This is a genomic window from Shimia sp. MIT910701, from assembly GCF_047126315.1.
Classification (GTDB): Bacteria; Pseudomonadota; Alphaproteobacteria; order Rhodobacterales; family Rhodobacteraceae; genus Shimia.
This window is the reverse complement of sequence record NZ_CP138953.1, coordinates 664,867-686,591: the sequence shown is the minus strand read 5'-3', so window position 1 is coordinate 686,591 and position 21,725 is coordinate 664,867. Positions and strand designations below refer to the sequence as shown.

The following is a 21,725-nucleotide window of genomic DNA, read 5'->3' as shown; positions in this document are numbered from 1 at the left end:
TTCATGGCCCGCCAAGTAGCCCCTCTTCCGAAGGCATGAAGCGTAAAACCGTCTCATGACGCCGGGAATGGCCTTCGGTTCGTCTTAGCATCTCGTTTCTATAACGTAGTAACTCTCTACGACGTCTCGCTTCTTGGCGAAACCAATGGGTATCAACCTGCCCATGGAGGCTGTCCTGAAACAACTTTCGTAACATCTTTAGCGCATTAATGTGAGCCGGGATGCGGTGTCTCACAAAGGGAATTGCCAATATTTCCATTTTTGGATTTTTGATAAGCTCTACCTTTTTTCGGTCGAGGAAAAAATATGGATCCAAAACAGTAGCGACATGAGATGCTCCAGACGTGGTTTGCCCCAAATCACATAACGGACTATTCCAATCCTGAATCAAAGCTTCTGGGTACCGAGTTTCCCAATCTCGGACGTCGGGTCCTAGGTTCGCTTGAGGATTTAAGGCCAAGCAAGCAGTCGCTTGCGTCACACCGGCAAATGACAAAGCGCCAAACCCTCCCATCGACCCACCATAAGTCAACACCCTATCGAATGCCGAAAAGAGTCCCGCCGCACGTGCGGCATCCAACACTTCAAAGATTTGGGATTGTCGATACCAACAAGATTGGTCGGGCTTCACATGTACTGCGCTTAGCCCATGCCTTTTTAAGAACCCATACCCCCAAGCTGTACGAGTTTGGGAAGGCTCATACTTAGCTGTTCGGCTGTCAAAACAAACTACCAGGCTACTCGTATCCCGAAGATGGATCTCAACGGTATAGCCGGGAACGGTCAAAGCTGCAGAATCTTCACGCTGCCACAACAGGTTAGCTTGGGGAACGGAACCAACCAATTTTTTCAATGCCGCAAGAGGGGAAATCGTCATTTTTCACCATGCAAACGAACAAGTGTGGCCAAAGCCGCCGCGTAAGCCTCATGTATGGCGCGCTCATTTGAACTGACAATATCTGAAACTATTTGATCGGCTGCACCATCTCTTGCACGCAAGAGTGCTCCTTCAAAAACCGGCTCACCGCCAAAAAAATCTCTGTCCATAGATTGGGCGTCCGCCATACAGGACGCGATACAGGCCTCAACTTCTTCACGAGACAAACGCACCTTAGGGTCGTCTGGATACAACTCCATCAACGTTTTGCGGAGTGGGGCCAATACTTTTCGATCCGTTCCAGAAGGTAATTCTACGCCACCCTTGGTGGCTGCTGCAGTAAGCTGACGAATGAGCTCGAGGACATTTGTACCCGGAGTCGGGTTTTCGTCAGGTATCGGTGGCAAGTTGGTCATGACCTCCGGGCCAAGCCCAATTTGGCCAACCAACAAATCAGCCACCACATCACGATCGATTAACAGATCCCGTACGTAGGGACGAACGTGATATTGGTCTGCAAAAACCGCTTTCCAGGCTATGGCGCGTTTGTGAAGCGCTCCCAATCGCCCTCGCATCGACCGCCTGGCGAAAACGTTCAGTGGTCGATTGTATCTGCCGGTCTTTACGTTTTGGGCATAACTGGCAACGATGCGGTCTACATGCGGGCGTATGTAGCTTATGATTTTGACATCTGTTCCTTCAGGAACGTGGGTTTTCAGCGCCTCGGCCAAGACATTGGGTTCGACGCTCTCAAAGCCCTCGCAGGAAATGACCGTGAGTTCAGACTTTTGTGTTTCCAGTTCTTTTGCAAGATCGGCCCAGCTTCCAATTTCCGACTTGTATCTTGGGTCCCCAAGAAGTTCGTGAGCCAGATTTACGTGATTGATGCGGTTCTGCGTAAGCCGGCCTGACGACGGGTAGTATATTCCGAATGTGCCGCCATAAGAATTTGGTTCACGCGAGCGGGCATCCAAGACATGTTGGATTGTTGTGGTACCGGTTTTGCGATCACCAACATGCACAAACAGGCGAGGAACGGTCATCACAAATACTCCAAAAAAGTCAAAATGGATCAGTTATACCAATGGTAAATACCGCTGGCAGAAACCTGCTGAAAGCTTCAAATGCTTGCGGCAAACAATACTTATTTTCGTTACTTAGCTCTCTGCAAGCCATCATTTCAAGAGAAGAATAGTGCTCGGCGACGACCATCCGAATTGTTTGGGAGAACCACGCACCGAATTTCACCCCTGATCACCTGAGAGACAAAAAAGCCAAATTCGTCAACTGTTTATAAGTGCTTCAAGTCGCGGAACCAACCCTATACACACCTTCAGACCGTTCTCAACTGCCAGAACTTAGGTCATTTCTCCATAATGTCCCGGTAGTACCGCTTCAGGAACAGTAGTCCAACTGCGCCTGTTATCGCAGCAAACGAAAAAACGTATAGCGGCGAAACATAGGCCGCGTCGTAACTCTTATAGAACGCACCTCGCATCTCACCTGTGACATGCATAAGGGGGTTCCACCACAGCCATTCTCTATAAGGGATCGGGATCGACTCGTAGATAAAAATCACACCCGAGACCAACAGCAAAGGTCGCGTGATGATATGGTATGCACGCTGCCAAATCGGGTAAAGAGACATCAAAAAACAATTAAACACTCCAACGCCAAGCCCCAGCGCAGTGGCCATAGCATAGGTCATAAGAATGCGGTCCACTTCCAGCGTGGTCCGCGTTTCAAAGGCCAAGAGAAGGCCTGTTAGCAAGACGTAATTCACCATCAGTTGCGTCAACAGGCTTAGAATGAAACGCGCAAAAATTGTGTCAATCAAAGTAACGCGCGGATACGCCAGCAACTGCTTCGAATAGTTCACGGCCTGAGACGTTTTCGAACTGATGTCGTTGAACAAATAAAAAGGGAGTAGGCCTGTCGCATAAAAAATCGGAAAGTTGTCACCGAGTCTCGGGCTACGAAAACCAATTGAGAAGATTGCTGACAATAGGGCAATGCCCAAGATCGGCTCCGCCAACGCCCAAACATATCCACCGGGAGATCGGCCGTAAGTGGAACTCATCTCCCGCAATATCAAAGCAGCGATGGTTCGGGGCATGGCAAACCGAACACCACTGCCGACAGATCTGAGTTCTCCGTCATTGGGAAGTTTGCGTACGGCCTGAGGGGGCGGAACAGAAGTCATTTCCTAGGGTTCATCTTGTCAGTGCAAAACGCTCTGCGCGGCATTTCGATAAATGTAAAATCCAAAATCGGGGTCATGGTCGAAGAACAAAACCAACTGACTATGTTTAAGCACAAAATCCAAGGAAACACAAACGACGAGAGTGCCAGCTAACCCATGTCGCTGAAATTGTGACCGTTTCACGTCTGCTTGACGCAAAAGTTTTTGGATAATCGGCGTGGGACCTACTCACACTTGCACCTGCAGCAAGTTTTGCTCTAAACGAACCTCGTTTCTTTCAGGAGTTTTCAAAGATGAAGATTGCAGTGATCGGCACAGGGTATGTCGGATTGGTCTCTGGAGTTTGCTTTTCGGATTTCGGTCATGACGTAGTCTGCGTGGACAAAGACGCCTCCAAGATCGAGAAGCTTTTGCGCGGCCAGGTTCCCATCTTTGAACCGGGTCTAGACACATTGATGGCACGCAACGTTGAGGCTGGCCGCTTGTCCTTTACGCTGGACTTGGCCCAAGCATTAGACGGAGCAGATGCCGTATTTATTGCGGTCGGCACCCCTACGCGTCGTGGTGATGGACATGCGGATCTCACCTATGTGATGGCTGCTGCCGCTGAGATCGCGGAAACTGCCAAAGATTACATCGTGGTTGTTACAAAATCGACTGTGCCGGTTGGTACCAACGCAAAGGTTGCTCAAGTTCTGGCGGACACAAATCCAAACCTGGACTTCGATGTTGCATCCAACCCGGAGTTTTTGCGGGAAGGCGCAGCGATTGATGATTTCATGAAACCGGATCGTGTTGTGGTTGGTGTCCAAACTGACCGTGCCGCTAAGGTGATGTCCGACATCTATCGCCCCTTATATCTACGCGATTTTCCGATTGTCACAACCGATCTGGAAAGCGCAGAGATGATCAAATACGCCGCCAACGCTTTCTTGGCGACGAAGATCACCTTTATCAATGAAATTGCCGCGCTCTGCGAAAAAAGTGGTGCTGACGTCAAAGAGGTGTCCCGCGGAATTGGTCTCGACGGCCGTATCGGCAATAAATTTCTACACGCTGGTCCGGGCTATGGTGGGTCCTGTTTCCCGAAAGATACAAAAGCCCTTGCCCGTATTGGTCAAGAACACGCCGTTCCTATGCAGATCACGGAAGCCGTCATCAAAATAAATGAAGAAGTCAAACGACGCATGGTCGACAAGCTTCTGGACCTCTGTGGCGGTTCCTTCAATGGCAAAACCGTTGCCGTGCTCGGTGTCACATTCAAACCAAACACAGATGACATGCGTGACGCCCCAAGCCTGACCATTGTGCCAGCACTGGTTGGAGGCGGCGGAGTTGTGCGTGTAACGGACCCAGAAGGGCGCCGGGAAGGCGAAGAGCTCTTGCCTGGTGTGACTTGGGTTGACGACGCCTATACAGCGGCCAAAGGCGCTGATCTGGTTGTTCTTCTGACTGAGTGGAATGAATTCCGCGCACTGGATCTCAACCGTCTGGCAGCAGCTATGAACACACCTAAAATGGCCGACTTGCGGAACATTTATTCCCAAGAAGACGCGTTGCAGGCCGGCTTTAGTGGTTATGTCTCCATAGGTAGGGGTGGTGAAGACGTCGCCAGCTGATCAATTAAGCCTTTCATTTCCGGAGAATTCCTATGCCTAAGGCCCTCTTAACCGGAGCAGCTGGCTTCATTGGGTATCACTTGTCCAAACGCCTTCTAGCCGAGGGATACGGCGTTGTGGGCTTTGACGCCCTCACAGACTACTATGATGTCGAGCTTAAAAAGCGGCGGCAGAGCATGCTGCTTGAATCTTCCAAGTTTCGTGCCGTTAACTGTCCGTCGTCAGAGTTTTTGGAACCAATGAGGGCCTAAAGTAAGAGAGAGTTTGGCTCGTCTGGTTGGTTTGATTATGCGGCGCGCTGGCTGTAATGCAAGCGTCGCGCTTCGAGCGTCTTTTGTTTGATCCTTTCTCGTTGATCCAGAATGGCTTTGTCCCTGCCGAAGTAGACATCGGCAGGTGTGACGTTGTTCAGGCTCTCGTGGTAGCGTTGGTGGTTGTAGTGATCGACAAAGGCTTCGATCTGAGCTTCGAGATCGCCGGGAAGAAAGTAGTTTTCCAGGAGGATGCGGTTCTTCAAAGTCTGATGCCACCTCTCAATTTTACCTTGTGTCTGGGGATGATAAGGTGCGTCTCTGCTGTGCTTCATTCCTTTGTCCTGCAACCATTCTGCCAGATCGCCAGAGACGTAACTTGACCCGTTGTCGCTCAGCAGTCGCGGCTTGTGAACGACGTGAACCTGGTCGCAGCCGGAAGCCTGCAAAGCCAGGTCCAAGGTATCCGTGACATCCTCAGCCCTCATATTGGTGCAAAGCTTCCACGAGATGATGTAGCGGCTGTAATCGTCCAGGATCGTGCTGAGATAGAACCAACCCCACCCCAGCACTTTGAGATAGGTGAAGTCGGTCTGCCAAAGCTGGTTGATGGCTGTTGTCTTGTCTTTGAATTCGTTGGCGGCCTTGAGCACAATGAAGGCGGGACTGGTGATCAGGTCATGTGCTTTCAGAATCCGATATGTTGAAGCCTCTGAAACAAAATAGCTTTGTCGATCCGTGAAGGTCACCGCCAACTCTCGTGGTGACAGCTCCGTTTCCTTCAGGGCCAGCTTAACTACCTTACGCCGCACCTCGTCAGGGATGCGGTTCCAGATATGCTTTGGCTTGGGGGATTGATCTTGCAACCCGGCCTCGCCGCGCTGCCGGTATCGGTTATACCAACGATAGAACGTAGTGCGCGGGATACCAAGTTTGGCCAGCGTTTGGCGCGCTGACAGATGTGAGCCTTCGACCAACCGGATGATCTCCAACTTCTCTGATGCGGCATACCTCATTCTTGGTCGCCCCCATTGTCGATCATGCTTTTTTTGAGAAGACGCAATTCCAGCGTTTGCTCGGCCACGACCTTCTTCAGATCGCGGGCTTCACGACGCAGGTCTTTGACTTCGTCGGTCGTGGCCGCGCGGGCGGTATCGCCAGCCAATCGCCTTTTCCCGGCTTCTAAGAAGTCTTTCGACCACTTGTAGTAAACACCTTGGGAAATCCCTTCACGGCGGCAAAGCTCAGCAATGCTATCTTCGCCACGCAGGACATCCAGCACGATCCTGATCTTCTCTTCAGCTGAATACTGTTTGCGGGTTGCCCGTTTAATGTCTTTGACGATCTTCTCGCCAGGGCTCTTAGTTTTCTTTCTCATCGTCCACTCCTCGGTGGTCACGAGGAGCCAGAAACACTCTCTTATCAAATCGCCCTATTTGGCCCCATTAGCGCTGACGTCAGACAACATTGCGAGTAGCAAAAAGCCATTTGAAACTCATCGTGGCAAGATCACGTAAGAGATACTCTACTTTCTTGCGATAGCGTTAGTAACTATTCCGATATTCTAAAGAGTGTATCCAGATCTCACAGTTCTAAACTTGAATACACCTGAGCATCGATCACGGGTTTACGCTAGGAGGTTTTCGAGCCCTGCGAAAAGCGCTGTTGGAACTCGCTTTGACGCCCCACCACATGCTGGCGGGGCAGACCTGAATGATACTGGAAGCTACTGCCTTGAAAGGCCGAAACTGCGACTTGCCGCTACGCAGCCAGCTTCTTTAATATCGCTTCGTTATTGAAAACGCATTCAACAAGAAAATCTACGTCCAGATCATAGCTCTTCCGTGGTTTTCTGCGGCTATCCGGCAGGGTAAAATAGCTGTCCGGAAGACTGACATTCTCCCCAATCTTCCGGTTCATTTCCGCAAAACGATTCAGGTACTCTTGAGCGGCCTTGCGTTTGAGGAACACAGGGCTTCCACGAAACTGGGGGTGATGAGTTCCGACTGCCAACATGACTTTTGACACGTCATTGACCATACTGTCCGGTATCACTTGCCCATCAAACTCAAGCTTACCGGCGAGGCACTTCTCAGTAACTGTTTGGCTAGCTTTGACAAACCGTTCGTTCAAAGATTGATTTTTGCGAGCAGGCTGGGCTTCAACTTTTACATCAAGTAACTCAGCAAAAGCATCGCTGATATCCGAATAATTCTCGTAAATCATCACAGTCATCTTATCGTGACCAAACTGGCTCGCCCACGCGTCGTAGATATTGAAAAAATCAGTGCGCCCGTTCTTTCGGAGCGTTTTTAGAAAGTTCCCAAAAGATTGCGTGTAGCCCCGCTTACACGCCTGGGCGAATATGGACTCAGACCAGGTGAGTTGATTTCTCAAGCAAAGTATTGGCCGAACATCAAAATCTGCCAGACTTTCGGCAACACGCTTAACTTGGCTCGAGGAAATCAAGCTAAAGTCTTCTGAACTCACAAACAGACGGTCATTCTCGGAAGCCCGTGCTGCCTCCACAAGCTCCGAAAATCCAGGAAGATCCGGGCGATACCGTTTGTGTTTTCCGATGTCCCAGGCTGCGTTGTGATGGGCTTGGTTTGGCGCAATCGCTTGCTGCAAGCAATCGATACCTGCTGCCTGAAGTGGACCTTTGGGGTGCATAAAAAACATCTGGACGGTAGATGTACCAGTTTTTTGCAGGCCGATGTGCAAGTAGAGAGTTTTCATTGTAAGATCTTTTCCATCTCATTTCGCCGCACTCATCCTTCCAAGAGGACATGCTGTAATTTTTTTGCGCTACTCAACGTGAGCTTTGTTAGCAATGATCACCGCGTAACTGTGAACCATTTCCCAATAGGTCATAAGCTCCCAAAACCGTGTCTCGGCTTGTACACCAAACCTAACGCGATCATCAGCATTTTCCAGCATCCAACGCAGACTTGCCCTCAAACTGTCTATGTCGCCAATGGGAAATAGCAATCCACTCTCCCCATCAACGATCTGTTCTTGCGTTCCAAAGACCGCAGAAGAGACCACAGGTAACCCAAATGACATCGCCTCGACTATTACACGGGGGTAACTCTCATTGTGTGATGCAAACACAAACATATCTGCGGCTCGATACCAAAGCGCAACATTGTCTGTTTCTGGAATTATGTGGATGCGGTTCGCCAAATCTGTGTCAAGCTCGGCAATGCGTGTTTTGAGAGCCGTCAGATAGGCGGAGGGTTTCGCACCAACCAACACTAAACGCATCTTTGCCTGTACCTTTTTGGGCAGCCCCGCCACAGCCTCCACGATGTCTCGTTGAGATTTTCGAGCATTGATTGACCCTACAGAAACCATCATGACTCCGCTTGACGGAATCCCAAGCTCTTTACGAAGGCGAGCTTTATCGCTGGCACGAACAGTGTCGAAATGAGACAAATCAATGCCATTTGGAATAAGGTGCGCGTCTTCAATACTATGGCTTCCTTGCCAAAGTTTGCGGGTGTGATCTGAAACAAACACCGTACTGTGCACCTGTGCCAAACCAGCTCTACAAACATCCATGACCGGATCAGGTCCAAAATTAAACGCTACATGTTCGTTCGAGCTTTCTCGGATCATCGCTATGCTGGGCACACCGGCACTTTCTGAAATACTGGCAAACCACAAACTGGTGGCTGTATTGGCAACGGTTACATCAATCTCGCAAGACTTCAGCGCATCCCGGAAAGCAGATGACATTTCTTCGTATGTTCGAGAAATAATTTTTGTTGCCAGACGGCTAGTAACACCGAGCTCGGGTACAATCACCTCTATCCCTGCATTCTCATAGGTCTGTCGGAGAGCCCCATCAATCACCGCAAAAACGACCGGTTTGATGTTGTAGGCCTGCTTCAAACCTAAGACAGTCTGCATCAAGCTGGTAGGCGCACCTTCTCCAACATTAAGGTTGTGAGAAATGAACATCACCTTCAACGGAGATGCCTCAGGCTGTACACGCCGCCTAGGAATGCATGTGTGCACCAACGCTTCATACTTTTTATGAATTGAGGCATCCCCAAAACGATCCTCGACAACCTTTTGCATTGCCCGCATGTATTCGTTTCTGACTTCGGGATCGTCCAGTTTCTTCAGAGCAGCGTCAAGCTCCTCTTCGTTTTTGACAATTGCCCACGTCATCCCACCAGCCTGCAAGAGACTGGCGCAACTGGGTGCGGTGCTCACAATGACAGGAACGCCGTTGGCAATCGCTGTGATCAGTCGGTTGGGACTCTTGGACTGCTCTTCTGCACCATGAGACAGGACACAAACCGAGGCCTCACGCATCTCCTTAACAAACGTGTCAAAGGCCCAGTCCGTACAAATATCGACATAAGGTTCAAAAGCCGGATCTTCGGTCTTCGCAATGTGATTGAAGGATCGCTTTCTTGAAATCAATTTCATGCCGCGATCAGTTTTGGACATGACAAAATCAATCATCCAACGAGCACTGTCAAAATTGCTGCGCCCGGGATTACCATACCAAAGCACAGGACCTTTAAGGTCCGTTAGCGTAGCGTCACGTTGCTCTCGATAATCAACGCCGTCTGGAAGATAGACAATAGGCTTTTGCAAGCCGATCTTTACGATGGATTTCTTTAAGGCGACCGTAGAGGCCACAATCACATCCGCGCGCTTCGCCAGTTCGAAAAACCGGTTTTTTGCGTGGACGCCGCCCACCTGCCGATCATCTTCAAAGTAACGGTCGCACACATCGTAGATCAGTGCGATTTGCGGATTCTCTTCCAAGAAACGCATCGTTTCATCTGACGCCAATTGAGACACAATGGCGATCTCTGTGTCTGAGCTCAAACCCTGCATGCTGGCATTCATCACACTGCTGCCTGTCAGCAGTTCAGCTGGTTGTGCGCAACGAAGCCTGGACGATGCAAAATTTGCGGCAGGCTCCCAAAATGGAACAAAGGCCACTTTAGGACAACTTACCCGAGGCAAACCCTCCGGCGCGAGAACATCAAAATAAGCTCTCGCAGTCTTCTTTACATCGTGATGCTCTTGAACGAAAGCCACAGCTTCCCGCTTCATTCGTTCCTGAAGCTTTGGTTCACCTCGTAGTTTCTCGATGCGGTTTATCAGTTTTTTTGTATCACGTTCGATATAGAGAATTCCGTCTCCATCTTTGATCTTTTCAGCATGAAAACCAGCGGCCTTGGTGGTCAGAACCGGGACCCCCATGGAGAGCGCCTCCATCACCACATTGGAACAACCTTCTTTGCCCGGCGCCACTGGATGCACAAGGCAATCAATCTCGCCATAGAACCTTTTCTTCATGTCCTCCCGTGCAATTTGGTCTGTTCCCTTACTGAGCTTGACCAAGGGCAGCTCAAGCTGCTTACAGGCCTCATCAACAAATCGGAAACCTTTGATATGCGCTTCCTTGGTCGTGGACAGATTGCCCGCAAAGCCCACCGTGAAAGGCCGCTCCTTTTGCTGCAGTCGTGAGGGGGTCCACTCATGCAAATCTAAGGCGTTTGGAATGAGGTGCACATTTGGATGAAGCGGTGAGAAAATTTCGAACAGGTGTTCGTTTAGGACAATAACACCATCAAACACGGCAATATCTTTTCGCAGCTTCTCGTGGTCATCGCCGTACGTCAGGTGCACCGGACGTGGTCCGCCAACTCGAAGGATGTTTCGCTTTGCCGAGCGACCACGTCGCTTGAAAATCTTAATATCGAAGTACAAGGCAACATCCGTTTCGATGTCATGCCCATCAATAATGTGCTCGAACTCGGGCAACTCGGCAGAAAGCATGCGGGCGTTGTTTCCATATGCCCATCCAACGTTATCAGGATTCATTACCCAATTCATGGTTGGTTTAGACTTCGCACCTTGCACCTCGATTCCCGGCACAATATCAGCGTTCAGTTTTTGGGCAGTTGGAATAGCCCAACGGCCTTCATCACGGCCAGCCTTGAGAAAATGCAGCAATGGGTTAGTACCCGATTCTGCTACATCCACATTGGCATTCAAATAGGCAACGGTATCAAAAGAGGTCGAGGGATTCCGGCCTAGGCGCGCGCCGAGCCACAAGTAGTGTTGCACTGGATCAATCTTTAGCAACTCAACGTCTGGATATTCAGTTGTGTACCAAATGGGATCAAACAACTCTGACGCTCGAACAAGATCCAGATCGTTTTGACTTGTTACTGCGGAAACGGGGACTGGCGTGGTTCGTAGCTTCATTTTTGAGTTCCCGAAAAATCGTTTGTAGAAATTAAATTGTGATCATGAATACCGCTGTCCGGAATTGGATCCCGCGGCGGGCGGCCTTCCGCGAGGCCAAAAAGTACATAGTGTTTCAGCGCATCCATACCGGCCTCTTTGACATCAGAGTTGGTTCGAAGGTACCAATCCGCATCAAACAAACCCGTGCGACGAACCGCTTCGATTTCTCTTTGTAAGCGTGTCTCTTTTGATTGCCAAAACCGGCGGCTCCGGCGGAGAGGCATCAACACCGCGAGGATCACATTCAAATCAGCTTGGCATGCTTCCGCGGCAATGCGGGCGCCTTCTGCTTGCTGCAGTTTGGCTTCGGCTTGCATCAACAGGTTTGTCATCTGCGCCAATTCTGAATGACGAGTCCCGACATTAGACTTTGTGACAGCTAGTTCAGAGCGCAACTTCCCAATATTCTTTTCGTGTTCAGCTTGCGTTCTAACGGCAGCTTCCTTGGCTCTCGCCTGGTCATTTAACAAATGCGCATTTTGTTGCGTCAAAGTCTGGACGTGCGCGTGCTCTAGGTCTGCTTCTCGTTTAAGACTCTCGTTGATCCACTCTAAGGTCATCGCATATTGTCTAGATTGATCTAGCGCTTTGCGTAGTCCAGTTACCGCCTTGCTGCTGTCGGAGAGCTCTTTTCGAGTGTCGGCAAGTTCTGCATCCTTTTGAGCCACAGAGGTCTCTGCCATTGTCAGAATGTGTTGTGTTTCAGCGAGCTCTAAAGTCTGACGTTCAAACGCAGTTTCGACCTGCCTTAAAGCCTCGCTTGATTTAGAGACTTCGGATTGCGACTTGCTCAACTCACTCTCAGAATCGGCAATTTGCTTGCGCAACTTTTTGGTCTGCGCCTTCGTCTTGGACCGCTCTCGGGTGCGGTACTTTTCTTCCGCTTGGTCGGCGCGCTGTGACTCTAACTCTATTTCCTCTTGTAGCTTTTGCATAACGCGATCTTGAAGAGTTATTCCCTCTTCCTGATGCAAGACAAACTGCTCCAGTTCGGCTTGAGCCTTTCGCTCTGCATTGACCAGTTCTTTGATGCGATCTCGGTTCGCTTGGATAACCTGCTTCTTTTTGGCAAGCTCTGCCTTAACCGCGAGCATCTCGTCGAGAAGTGGCGCAAAGGCAGGCGCCGCATTGTTCAAGTCTGCAGCGATCGCATCAAGTTTGCCGTAGTCTTCCTCACGCTCACCTTTCTGGGACCAATTCTTGAGAATATCAAAAGTTTCCCGAAGCCACCGCGAGATCAGAGGACTGTCCAAACTTGCAGCGTCAAACTTATGGTGGCGATACTTAGAAGAGATCAGCGCATTGGCTTGGTTGCTTATTTGCGCGACCCCTTTGAGCCATTTCAGGTCTAGGTCGCCAGTCAGACGATCAATCGCACCGGCCCAATTCTTCATCACGTCATCGTAACTTAACACGGCCCGTGCCATTCCGCGCGTCGATGCTTCAGCCTGCAACATGTACCGCAGCCAAAGTAAGTAAGACAGCTCCGTCGGGAACCCGTTTCTTTGCTCAAGCGAAGCCGCAACCTCCAAGGGATTGCGCAAAGCAAGAATTGGTCGAAAATCTAGACCGGCTCGCGACAAAGAAGCAGACCAAAACGGCATGAGTACAGAAATGCGCGGGTCTTTTAGAACTAAAAAAGGAGACGATCCGAACTCGTTCGCCAGCAGATCCTCTGCTTCTGTCACAAGACTTTTAGCTTTATGAGACGCTTCCCAGCCTTCAGGTAAAGCGCGCCAGTCATCCCAACGTGATCCAATCAACGACAATAGTTTGTCGTTAAATTCGCGCACCTTTCGAGATTCCCAGTATCCTGTCGGATTGTTATTGCTCGGGTCCATCAGGTTTTGGGGCAGATCCGCTCCCAACAGGCTCAGGAGTCTGGTCATCAAACTGGTGCCAGACCTATGCATACCCAAGACAACTAACGCTGTACGTGAATGCGACGCGGAAGATGTGGTTTTGCCGGATGCCATCTGTGCCTCGAATAGCTAGTCTGAAATTGTATAACGCTTCAAATATGGGGAAGCTCTAGTCAACAGCGACTTAAAGTGCAACCTGTCACACCATTGGCAAAGGAACCTTTTTGGTGCCGTTGCACTCGCGACAACGATTTGGGCGATTGGCACTCTCTATCAGCAAACAACAATATGCTCGTGGTTCCCTCCTCACTTTGAACTTGGTCACCACGAAACTAATTAACCAATATTCATATTCTGTGAATGACACTCTATGGCGTCATTGACATCGTCAAAGTAGTGCAGCTTTCCGTTCTCCAACACCGCGCCCGCCTGACACATTTCTCGAAGCATACCAATCGAGTGACTGACAAAAACGGAACCAGACGTCTCCATTCGATCCAAAAACACAGCACGACTTTTGTGTTTAAAAGCTGCATCGCCGACAGCTGTAATCTCATCAATCAAGTAAGTGTCGAACTTTAGCCCCATAGAAACACCAAAAGCCAACCGAGACCGCATGCCCGAAGAGTAAGACCTTATTGGCAGGTGAAAGTGGGAGCCGAGTTCCGCGAAGTCCTGCACGTAGTCACTCAAGGATTCAGTGTCTACGCCGTAGATTCGGGCCACAAACCGCGTGTTTTGCGCACCAGTCAGATCCGGATGAAATGATCCGGCAAAGCCAACCGGAAAGGAAATTTGGCCATCACTCAGAATTTCACCAGAAGTCACATCGGCTGTCCCGGCAATCATTTTGAGTAAAGTAGATTTTCCCGCTCCGTTCCTACCCAATAACGCGACGGACATATTGGAAGGAAAAACCGCGTTGATACAGTCCATCACGATCTTTCGTTGGCCGCGAAGCCGATAGATTTTGGTAAGGTTTTTTAGAACAATCATCGACTTAGAGCTTTAACGCCGATCTCGTAGAGAGTACCCAATCAAAACAACAATGGACCACGCCAGAATACTAAACAAAGCTACCAAACCAAGGGTTTCGATACGGGCAGGTTTAATAGCGGTTTCAGGCAAAGTCGGCTGCACATGCGCAGCAATATACCGGCTCTTTCGACGAGACTCTGCTAACGCGGCATCAAAAGCTGCCAAAGCGGCGACATAAGCCTGTTCTGCAAATTGTCGATCAACCGTCAGGCGTTCAAACTCGCCTACCAAATTGACAAACGCGGCATTACCCTCGCTACTCCCGTCTTCGCCGAGTCCCAATTTGTTGCGTTCCTGCCGGATCCGTTCCTCAATCACCGCACGGCGCCTTTCTGCCTCCTGAACTCGAGGATCGTTGGCGTTATTGGTTGTCTGGCGAACCATGTCACCATCGATCAACGCTTGCGCCAGTTGCATTTCCAAAGAGGACAACAGACCGGTTTGAATTTGAAGGGTCGATTCCGGGGATACAATTTGGTTCAAGTTGCGAAAGCGTGTAATGGCCTCTCGCGCCGCCTTCAGGCGTTCGACGGCTGTATCTAACTCCTCACGCGCGTAGCTAGTGGCGTCTTCTCGCGCGATCGCTGACAGTCGGTTGATCATAAGCGAACTGTGATCATAAACCAATTGCGCAATATCTTGCGCGTCTTGCGGTGTGAAGGCCTGTACTTCCAGATCAATCAAGCCCGTTCCACTGTCGTTATAAACGCTCACCATCCTTGACCAATAATCGGTCAACTCTTCTATGGAGCCTGGAGGGTGATAACTGAAAACTGGATCTATTTCAGGATCAGCTTTGGACCACAACTTACGTAAATCCAGCTCGGCATCAACTGCCTCAACCAACTCTTGGCTTTGAATAAATTTGTAAAGAATATCAGTGTCTGAAGAGGATGAACCGGACAGTTCAGCGACGCCTCCCAGTAGCTCTACAGCAGATCCAACTTCTTCGGTTCGAACAGAGAATCCTGCAACGGAAACATATCGATCCGCGGCTCGTTCCCAAAGGTACCATGCCGATAGCCCCGTGGTGCCGACCACAAAGACTAGAAAACTGATCACTACAAGCACATGACGGCTGCGGACACGCTCCGGCGCTGCTGGCGGCGCAACCGTTACATTTGCCGTCGCGGTAGCAGGTACGGGATCGTCCTCATCCAGTTTTTCAACCTTCTGAACAGCAGAAGAGTTCTCTGCCTGTTTTGCTGCCTCAGCTCTCCTAGCCAAAACCTTCTTCCGCTTTCGCGCCTTACGTTCGGCTTCGCTTAATTCTTTTGAGGCCTTTGTGGGACCATTAGATTTGCCGTTCTTCTTAGCGACAGAGGCTAGTTGAGCGGGAAGTGGGGATGAATCGGAGCCAGTCAAAAGGCGTGCCTTATAAAAATTGATAAATGCCACTAGATTCTACATAAGGTGCCGGCAAACCGCCAGTGCCCATTTGGGAATGCTCTCGTGCCAAAGATTAACATACTGATGTGTACTTTTAACGGCGCCCCGTTTTTGGCTCCCCAGCTGCAGTCGATTTTGGACCAGGATCACACAGACTGGCGCCTGTGGCTAAGCGACGACCATTCTAACGACGAGACTTTCGGACAGCTTGAGAACTTTTGCACGTCAAATTCCGATCGCACAATGACACCGGTCAAGGGGCCGAAGCGCGGTGCCGCAGCGAACTTTCTCTCACTTCTCGCAAACCCAGAATTGGCTGGACAGTGGGTAGCCTTCTCTGATCAGGACGACATTTGGCTGCCGCAAAAACTGTCTCGAGCCGTTGCACACCTTAAGGACGTTAGATGCGGTGTATATGCGAGCCGTAGCATTCACATAAACGCTGCCGGCAAGGAGCTCGGACCATCGCCTCTAATTAATCGCCCCCTGGGTTTCGGTAACGCGTTGGTACAAAACGTCCTAGCGGGCAACACTCTTGTTCTTACTCCCGGGGCAACCGACCTTATTCGAGATTTGTCGACAGAAGCCCAAAATGTGCCGTTCCACGACTGGTGGATCTATTTGTTAGCCAGCGGGGCTGGTCTGCATATCTTCAATGATCCTGAGCCAAGCATCCTCTATCGCCAGCACCGTAGAAACCTCCTCGGAGCTGGCGACCGTCAAATGTTCAAGCGAGCAGAAATGCTCAAGAATGGGACATACGCACTTTGGATGGATGCAAACCTCACTGCATTGGAAGCTTCAAAGGAGCATTTAACTTCTGAGGCAAGAGCACAGTTGAACGCGACTATTTCGTGGCGCAAAGCTCTCGGAAGAAGGCCAACCCCACTCGATATCGGCCTTTACCGCCAAACATGGAAGGGCGATCGAGTTCTTCAGATTTTGGCTGCAACACGCCGAATTTAGCACACCAACAAACGCGACATCAGTTTCGTATCCAAGTTTGCCATTTTCTCTAATCTGGAAACACTTTCATCACTTTCCAGTCTGGCCATCAGTTCAGGCCAACGTTCATTGCCTATTTTATGCGGTCCCGGGTTCACGCGATTGTTGACCAGATTTACTGACTTGCCCAATACGTCGAGAAGATCAGCTTCCAATCGCGCTAAATCCTTGACGTCGTAAACTCCATCCAGCTCCTTTGCACCAGCCAATGCCAACCCCATGCGTTCTGTTTTTTTTAATTTTGATATCTCACTCCATCCACGCATTTTTCGTGTCGCGAAATACGCCGTATAAAAATTGTCAAAGTGATCACGAATGAATCGTCGCCACTGAGGCGATCCGCTGAAAAAGTAATCGTCTGTGCTATGCCTCAGAATGTTCCGCATTCCTGTGTTTTCAGGCAAAAGCAGAGACTTTGGACTAAGCTTCTCAGCCTTATCCAATAAATAAAAGTAGAACGATGCAATTCGTTCTCTGGGATCTCGAAGAACTGAGAACACAAACCGATCGTGCGGCAAGGAGTTCAAACAAATCCAATCCAAATGTCCAGAGTATAGCCGGAACCCCGATGGAAACTGCTCTGTGGGTGACGCCTGAGTATGTACTCTCACAGGGCTCGTGGCGCGCTTACCGACCACACGCACCAACTCGGAATGAACGGTTTGACCTGCGGTTTTCGGAATATGTAAGAATACAACCGTGCGCTTGTTCATAGCGCTTACAATCCTAAACGAAGGTCGACTTTGTCAAAAGGATAGGCCTCCACTCCATCACTCGCCATCTGATTAATGCCTCGCACAAACTCTGCGGGATCGGATGGATCAAGATGATCGATTTGCCAAGGAGCATACCTCCACCAACGTGACCGAAGTAGTGGTGAAATTAACTTTGGGGCCACACGCATTTTTTTGATCACGGCGGGGTTTCCAGCCACAACTGAATAAGGCGGCACGTCTTTGGTTACGACTGAATGAGCAGCGACAATCGCTCCATCGCCAATCGTGACACCCGCCTTTATGTATGCCCCGTGTCCCACCCAAACATCGTTGCGAATTTTTGTTATACGTACATTCGTAGGCGGCCCTTCAAACTCAAACTTATATTTGTGGTACTCTGACGCTCCAGAAAAGCCCTTATCTGGAAGGTCAAATAATCCATCCCTCAGATAGAAAGCAGGACTAGTAGACACCCAAGAGGTAGGGTGATTTTGACGGCCAATCTGAACGTTTTCGCCCATAGAACAGTAACGACCTATTCGAGCGGCGAAGCAGTATCCAGATACTTGGTAAGAAAAGGCACCGAGTTCGATTGAGTGCTCATATTGCGTCCATTTCAGACTGCCTGGGGCCTCCAAAACAGTGTGATGTGGAAGTGTAACACTAAGACCACCTCGGTTTAGGACTTCGATGCCTCGAGACTTCAGAGATCGAATGGAAACAGATTTGGGTTTCATGCTTCTAGATTTTCCGTTCTAAAAAATATTTTTCAAAATGCACCGCCAGACTTTTCCCAGGTTCGGTGTCTGGATGAAACCCCACTACATTACCGGATGGGGACCGTGCAACCACCTCTCCTTGCGCACCAATGTCAAAAGCATGAACGGGGTAACCCGTAGCTAAAGCCTCATGTGTTGTATAAGAAAAGGTTTCCGGCCAAATCGAAGGAATTAGCCAATCTGTAATACCATACTGTGCTACCAATTCAGGCAGTTTGTCCAAAACATACCCTCCATGGACCTGAGCGAGGGGCAACGGCAGATAGGCCGGGTCAACGTTTCCGAGCACAACCAAACCTACCCCCAGCTTGTCCAAGTCTTCACTAAGACCTTTCAACAAAGCCGCCCCTTTTTGGAAGCCAATGTTCCCCAAAACGGCGACCACAGGACGCTTTACAGTAGGAGTTGGCAGTACCGGCAGTTTCGAAAGCAATCCGTGCGGTGCAATGCGAATTTTATCAACGGCATTGGGGTAAGCGGTTTGCACGTGCTTGGAGCTATCGTTGGAAAAAACAATCAAGCTTTCCGCCAAATCGACAACCCTTCCCCATCGGGACTGCCACTCTGCGAGACTATGGATTTGACCACCCGGCGACCGCTGACTATGGGCTCTGTCAGTCCACTCAGCTATTGGTGTTCCCCTGAAAACACCATCACTATCCAGCAAAGTGTATGATGGTGAAATTGGAAAGAAATCGTGAAACAGAATTTCAATGGGGTGTCGGCCATCTGCGTTAAGACGTAACAACTCGTCTGGTAGGTTCATTGGATTTGGGTGGCCAACGCCACATGAGTATACTACGCGCCTGCGAGTTAACGGAGAAAGCAGCTCCAACACCGTCTCGAAATCTTGAGTCGTAGCGGCAACCGTTCCGAGAGACGTAATCAGCTCAACTTGCCAACGCACTGCCCCTCCAAGCCGCAAGACCACTGCGGGCACTCCTTGATCTAAGTGAGTGCGCGAAATTCGGTCTTTGAGATAATGCTCTGCCCCCCCTCCTAAACTATGTGCAATGTAAACAGACACGCTCTGGTCTTCAGGCGTTACTGCTGTTGCCCAGGCCATCCCTAGCGCCAACCTCACAGATCTCATTGGGTCGTTGGCAATAAAGTTTTGCACTTCAGAGTCATAGCCCAAATACCTCTCAGAGATAATTGCATTGTTGGCCGTTACTAACGCCAGTTTTTCTTCACTGCCGAAACTCTGTCCGCCCCTGTGCTCAACAAAAAGGTTGGGTACTCCTAAGTGTCTCCCGCCCAGATTTCGTGCGCGCTGACACCAATCAACTTCCTCGCCATATCCTCGACCAAAAACCGCATCGAAACTCGGGATTTTCCGCAAAAATTCAACGCTAATTCCCATACAGAAACCAACTCCTGTCGGCGCTTCAGTCAACTCAATGGCACCGTTTAGTCCTCTGGCCACCAAATCGATGGAATCAACTGCTCCTTCCGGAAGATCACTGCGAACGCAAGTTACTGGAACGTTAAAAATTTCCGCGTCGTTGGACATCGGAGTGGTGGTAGCAACATCATCAGACTCCAATATTGGTCCTAAAAGTCGGCGACTCCAACCGGCAGGTACAAATGCGTCGGAATTGAGCAGGATAACCGGATCGTCCCATTCCAGAGCCACCTCAAATCCCCGGTTAACACTTTTAATGAACCCTTGGTTCACTCCGTTCTCCAGCATGAACACCTGTCGCCCACGTTGCATCGCGGACTCTACCCAATCGCGCAAAAAGGGTCGTACCCGGCGATCTGGGGATGCATCCTCGATTATCACAAGACGCCATGGTTGATCCGTGTGTTTATCAATCCTGTTCAACATTTCCGGCAACAGGTCAAAAGCATTATAGATAGGAACAATAATTGTCACACACTTGGCTTTTGACACCGCGTTGATTGTCTTCGGCGCAGGATAAAAAATTCGCTCGTCCAAAGACTTCGCAATCGTATAGGTTTGAAGGTTTAGGCCCCGTTTTATCTGCGCGCGGAATCGAGGATCTCGCGTCATAAACCAACCCAAACATGCCGGACTTAAACGGAGAAAAGCAAAGAAAAACTTTGCCTTAATCACAAATCTCGTCCACCAAATTCTGCGAAAACGGAGCACCTTCCAATACGTTTTTTCGGCGCCTCCTTGACCGCGGATTTGCACTCGAATGCTGCGCAAGTCCCTAACGGTCAGTTCACCCAGAGGGACCGTCAAATCAAAACCAACTTCAGGGTCGAGCCCATAGACTTGCGCGACGTCTTCTCTACGCAAACCAACTGCGATATCAACTTGGCGCCCACCGACATGAAGTGTGCCCGAACGTGCATTGAGCCAGCCAGCTAGCCTCAGATGCCCTTTCTCAATTGAAAGAACATCTAACGACCCCAAAACAACGCGCCCAGGCCCTCGCCAGGTTGTAGCCCGACCTGAAACGGAAAAGTGCTGAACAAAAAACCTGGAAAATAGAGCTGAAATCTGTTGGCGCAAAACCTTGAAGTCTCTTTTTGGGGTCCGAAAATTTAGTCAAAAATAGCTATAAAGAAAACGGCGGTTTACCTGTTCAATCATTCACCACATAAGCCTAAACAACGCAAGAGGAACGCTTGGCGAGTCCCGGATAGACTTACGTGGCCAAGTCTCACCAGCTACCGGATGCGCCGCCACCCGATGAACTCCCTCCGCCAGAAGAACCGCCTGACGACGAACTGGACGAGGATTTGCGAGGAATGGTTTTGCGCAGTGACCAGTGATCGTTGCAGTGGAGACAGCTGTAGTCGATCCTCTTTAGACCAGTGGAGCTGGTGGTAGCGTATTCCAGAACTGTCGCGTCGGACTCAACCGTTTTGTTCCCGCAGGACCGACAGGCGCTGTAGCGAGAGAACCAACCTTTGTAGGCTTCGATCGTTTGATGATCGCAGCGCATGCATTGCCAAACGTCATAGTCCACGCTTTTGAGTTTTTCCTCAGTGATTTGCCCCGGCTGAAGGTGCTGATCATCCCAGTCCTCGTCCATGCGCTCCATCTTGGAACCGTCATGCGGACAGCGCCGTGGACGATTGCGCTGCCACCGTCGAATGAGCATCGAAAAGCCGCCAATAACAGGTACTAATAAGGCATAAATCCACGCCCCAAGCCGATCAAACCACCGGCGAGATGCATTATAAATCTTTTCGCTACCGCTTGCTTGAAACTCGCCCGGCCAAGTTCCGGTGACCTCTTGGATGACTTCGGAAACACCCGCATCTATGCCTTCAAAGAAAAGACCCGTTTTGAATTTGGGGGTGATGTCGCGGTCGATGATGGTTTTCATCGGATCGTTGAGACTCGCCCCATAGACGGACCCTACCTCAATCCGCATGAGGCGATCCTCAACTGAGATGAGCATCAGCAGGCCATCATTGCGCTCTGAATCGCCGATCCCCCAAGTGTTAAACAGATCAGTAGCGTAAGGCTCGATCTGTCCCCCATGCCCATAATTGAACATGTTGTTTATGGTCAGAACGGTAAACTCGACATCCCGTTCCGTCATGAGCTCCACCAACTTTTTACGGATAGTCTGTTCCTGTGCCGGGGTGAGCACATCGGCATAATCGTTTAGATACCGATCTATCCGGTCCGGATAGGTCACCGCAAAAAGCGGACCGGACAAAAGAGACAAGAAAAGAAAAGCAAAAGTGAGGTGGCGCAAAAGAAAAACTCCCGA

The 21,725-nt window shown here is 50.1% G+C and carries 16 protein-coding genes; 3 read left to right on the top strand and 13 right to left on the bottom strand.

Translation table 11 applies throughout. The features are described from left to right. Nucleotide 1: 1 nt before the first annotated feature. From SIB38_RS03275 to SIB38_RS03265, 3 genes are all read right to left on the bottom strand, one after another. Nucleotides 2-877, bottom strand: a complete 876-nt coding sequence (locus SIB38_RS03275) for a hypothetical protein (protein WP_412551363.1) — start codon at nucleotides 875-877, stop codon at nucleotides 2-4. After that, nucleotides 874-1,920, bottom strand: a complete 1,047-nt coding sequence (locus SIB38_RS03270) for a hypothetical protein (protein WP_412551362.1) — start codon at nucleotides 1,918-1,920, stop codon at nucleotides 874-876. The genes SIB38_RS03275 and SIB38_RS03270 overlap by 4 nt, the downstream gene beginning before the upstream one ends. A 320-nt stretch (nucleotides 1,921-2,240) precedes the next feature. After that, a complete protein-coding gene (locus tag SIB38_RS03265; protein ID WP_412551361.1) occupies nucleotides 2,241-2,957 on the bottom strand; it encodes an ABC transporter permease in 717 nt (238 codons plus the stop codon). Between the two features lie 416 nt (nucleotides 2,958-3,373). Between SIB38_RS03265 and SIB38_RS03260 the strand changes: the two genes are divergently transcribed. Together SIB38_RS03260 and SIB38_RS03255 are read left to right on the top strand one after the other, a co-directional pair. Next, nucleotides 3,374-4,699, top strand: a complete 1,326-nt coding sequence (locus tag SIB38_RS03260; protein ID WP_412551360.1) for a UDP-glucose dehydrogenase family protein — start codon at nucleotides 3,374-3,376, stop codon at nucleotides 4,697-4,699. 32 nt (nucleotides 4,700-4,731) lie between these two features. Beyond that, nucleotides 4,732-4,950 carry an NAD-dependent epimerase/dehydratase family protein gene (locus SIB38_RS03255; protein ID WP_412551359.1) on the top strand — a complete coding sequence of 73 codons (219 nt, stop codon included), beginning with the start codon at nucleotides 4,732-4,734 and terminating at the stop codon, nucleotides 4,948-4,950. A gap of 35 nt (nucleotides 4,951-4,985) precedes the next feature. On the opposite strand, the gene SIB38_RS03250 is transcribed toward SIB38_RS03255, so the two are convergent. From SIB38_RS03250 to SIB38_RS03225, 6 genes are all read right to left on the bottom strand, one after another. After that, nucleotides 4,986-6,328 (bottom strand): IS3 family transposase gene (locus SIB38_RS03250; RefSeq protein ID WP_412551358.1). Its coding sequence is split into 2 segments (ribosomal slippage): nucleotides 4,986-6,001 and nucleotides 6,001-6,328, totalling 1,344 coding nucleotides; the frame shifts between segments, so codons are not numbered across the junction. A 383-nt stretch (nucleotides 6,329-6,711) separates the two neighbouring features. Beyond that, nucleotides 6,712-7,689, bottom strand: coding sequence for a hypothetical protein (locus SIB38_RS03245; RefSeq protein WP_412551357.1), 978 nt, complete (start codon nucleotides 7,687-7,689; stop codon nucleotides 6,712-6,714). 69 nt (nucleotides 7,690-7,758) lie between these two features. Further along, nucleotides 7,759-11,193, bottom strand: coding sequence for a glycosyltransferase (locus SIB38_RS03240; RefSeq protein ID WP_412551356.1), 3,435 nt, complete (start codon nucleotides 11,191-11,193; stop codon nucleotides 7,759-7,761). Further along, nucleotides 11,190-13,076 (bottom strand): hypothetical protein, encoded by a 1,887-nt coding sequence (locus tag SIB38_RS03235; RefSeq protein WP_412551355.1) that lies wholly within the window; start codon nucleotides 13,074-13,076, stop codon nucleotides 11,190-11,192. The genes SIB38_RS03240 and SIB38_RS03235 overlap by 4 nt, the downstream gene beginning before the upstream one ends. 357 nt (nucleotides 13,077-13,433) lie before the next feature. After that, nucleotides 13,434-14,093 carry an ABC transporter ATP-binding protein gene (locus SIB38_RS03230; protein WP_412551354.1) on the bottom strand — a complete coding sequence of 220 codons (660 nt, stop codon included), beginning with the start codon at nucleotides 14,091-14,093 and terminating at the stop codon, nucleotides 13,434-13,436. A gap of 12 nt (nucleotides 14,094-14,105) precedes the next feature. Further along, nucleotides 14,106-15,533 (bottom strand): capsule biosynthesis protein, encoded by a 1,428-nt coding sequence (locus SIB38_RS03225; protein WP_412551353.1) that lies wholly within the window; start codon nucleotides 15,531-15,533, stop codon nucleotides 14,106-14,108. Nucleotides 15,534-15,608: 75 nt separating this feature from the next. Here SIB38_RS03225 and SIB38_RS03220 point away from each other — a divergent pair, with 75 nt between their 5' ends. Further along, nucleotides 15,609-16,490 (top strand): glycosyltransferase, encoded by an 882-nt coding sequence (locus SIB38_RS03220; protein ID WP_412552015.1) that lies wholly within the window; start codon nucleotides 15,609-15,611, stop codon nucleotides 16,488-16,490. Here the strand turns inward: SIB38_RS03220 and SIB38_RS03215 are convergent. The 4 genes from SIB38_RS03215 to SIB38_RS03200 form a co-directional block, all read right to left on the bottom strand. Continuing rightward, nucleotides 16,487-17,242: a sulfotransferase family 2 domain-containing protein gene (locus tag SIB38_RS03215; RefSeq protein ID WP_412551352.1), complete on the bottom strand. Its 756-nt coding sequence runs from the start codon at nucleotides 17,240-17,242 to the stop codon at nucleotides 16,487-16,489. The genes SIB38_RS03220 and SIB38_RS03215 overlap by 4 nt on opposite strands. Before the next feature lie 5 nt (nucleotides 17,243-17,247). Next, a complete protein-coding gene (locus tag SIB38_RS03210) occupies nucleotides 17,248-17,766 on the bottom strand; it encodes a CatB-related O-acetyltransferase (RefSeq protein ID WP_412551351.1) in 519 nt (172 codons plus the stop codon). A 220-nt stretch (nucleotides 17,767-17,986) separates the two neighbouring features. Next, complete coding sequence (locus SIB38_RS03205) at nucleotides 17,987-20,509, bottom strand: glycosyltransferase (protein WP_412551350.1); 2,523 nt, start codon at nucleotides 20,507-20,509, stop codon at nucleotides 17,987-17,989. 151 nt (nucleotides 20,510-20,660) lie between these two features. Then, on the bottom strand, nucleotides 20,661-21,710 hold the full coding sequence (locus tag SIB38_RS03200; RefSeq protein ID WP_412551349.1) for a TPM domain-containing protein: 1,050 nt from the start codon (nucleotides 21,708-21,710) through the stop codon (nucleotides 20,661-20,663). Nucleotides 21,711-21,725: the final 15 nt, after the last annotated feature.